The 1716-nt window shown below is 41.2% G+C and carries 1 protein-coding gene; it reads right to left on the reverse strand.

Features of this window, described 5'->3' with window-relative positions; genetic code table 11:
* Positions 1-322: 322 nt before the first annotated feature.
* Positions 323-1606 carry an IS110 family RNA-guided transposase gene (locus J7W16_RS21740; protein ID WP_210599536.1) on the reverse strand — a complete coding sequence of 428 codons (1284 nt, stop codon included), beginning with the start codon at positions 1604-1606 and terminating at the stop codon, positions 323-325.
* Positions 1607-1716: the final 110 nt, after the last annotated feature.

A 1716-nucleotide genomic window follows, 5' to 3' on the forward strand; every position in this document is an offset into this window, starting at 1 on the left:
AAAAAAACTTTTAGTACAGTCCTCCAAGATTAATATACACATACTGTAATTTAAAACAGAATATGGATAAAGCTTTGACGCGTTGCGTTGGCAGTGTGTAAAACACTTCCATTCAAGCTTATTTGCACGAGTGTTCTCTGCTGTGTCAGGGGACTCACCCTCCCATATCTCTTGGCATCAAGTGCCTACATTCCTTCGTTGGGTCTTTCCTGACGCAGAGCTCGGTCTTATACTCCTGCATGGACTGACTCTGGTAGGCCGTCTAAAGTCTACGTTTACCGAATCTCTGTGCCTGTATTGTTAATCAATAAAGAGAAGAATGCTAAGCTACTTTTTTGCTTTCTGTGACATAGGAGAGGTCCTCCAACATCCTTTCAGGATTAAATACTTCTTTATGGGTACTCAGTCCATGTAACACTTGAATTAGCTTTCTACATACTACAACCATCGCTTCTTTCCGCGATAGTGGGTTATGCTCGCGTGAATGATAATAGGTGTACACTATATGAAAAGCTGTGTTGTTCTGTATCAACGGAAGGATCGCTTTATAAAGGAGCCTTCGAAGTCCTTTTCTACCACGTTTTGAAATCTTCTTAGTACCTTGGTGTTTACCAGAGCTGTTCTCTCGTAACGTAAATCCCGCTAGCTTAATGATTTGGCGTGGATGGTTATAGTTTTGGAGAGAGCCTGTTTCAGCCAAAAGCTCACTAACCATGTTTTCACTGATTCCTTTAATAGAAACAAGATAGCTAAACTCAGGTAAGCTCTTAGCCTGTTCAACCATTTCAGCATTCACATCTTCTAACTGTGAGGCTAAAAGTTCATGTTGATGGACAAGGCATTGTATTTCGATTCGTGCCATATATGCACTCTCTGAGATACCGATAGAACGCTGAGCTAATTCGATGAGTTTGACCATCTTAGGTCTTCCCGCATACTTAGCTCCGGCTTCCTTTTGTTGTCTCACTAATTCCTCGACGGAAGCATCTCTAATGTCCTCTGGGAGTGGAGTGAGTTTTAAAACGGTCAGTTCTTGTTGACCATAATCCTTAAAGACTTGTCTAAACTCTGGAAAATAGAGGTCGATCCACCGTTGTATTCTGTTTTTGACCGCGCCGATTTCTTTTCGCAAGCGTTCTCGCATAGACGAACCTTGACGTAAATGATGATCCACGCTGGACATATCCCTCGGTACACTGAAGTAGCCATTTGGAAGCAGTTTCGCGATGACACGTGCGTCTTTCGCATCGTTTTTTGTTTGTAAATTATCATCCATTTCCTTTGATTGCTTCACATGCATCGGATTCACTATTACAAAGGGGATGTCATTAAGTTTTAAATGAAAAGCAAGGTTTTTCCAGTAATGTCCTGTTGCTTCAAAACCAATAATAACGTCTGTCTTTTGATGTTTTTCCATAAGGTGTTGAACAGCCTCATTGAATTGAGTAAAGCCTTCTCTAGATTGAGAAATTTTCCAGACCTTGTCCAATTCTCGCCCTCGCATATCTACTGCGCAAGCATAATGCAGCTTCTTAGCGATATCAATACCAATGACTAGAGTATTTTCTTGCACTTGATTAATTCGGTTATTTCGATTATTCTTCATGTGGGATCCTCCTTTATGTGTGTTTGTTTTGACGACATCCGCATCATATCGGAGGATCCTTTTCTTTTCAAGAGGGGCAAAACTAATACGACAGGAATGCTCCTGCGGGA

It is taken from the genome of Halalkalibacter suaedae (genome assembly GCF_017939705.1).
In the GTDB taxonomy this organism is placed as follows: Bacteria; Bacillota; Bacilli; order Bacillales; family Bacillaceae_D; genus Halalkalibacter; species Halalkalibacter suaedae.

Excerpts from the sequence above, each read along its gene's own strand:
- J7W16_RS21740 (WP_210599536.1), bottom strand. The coding sequence starts at position 1,606 with ATGAAGAATAATCGAAATAACCGAATTAATCAAGTGCAAGAAAATACT.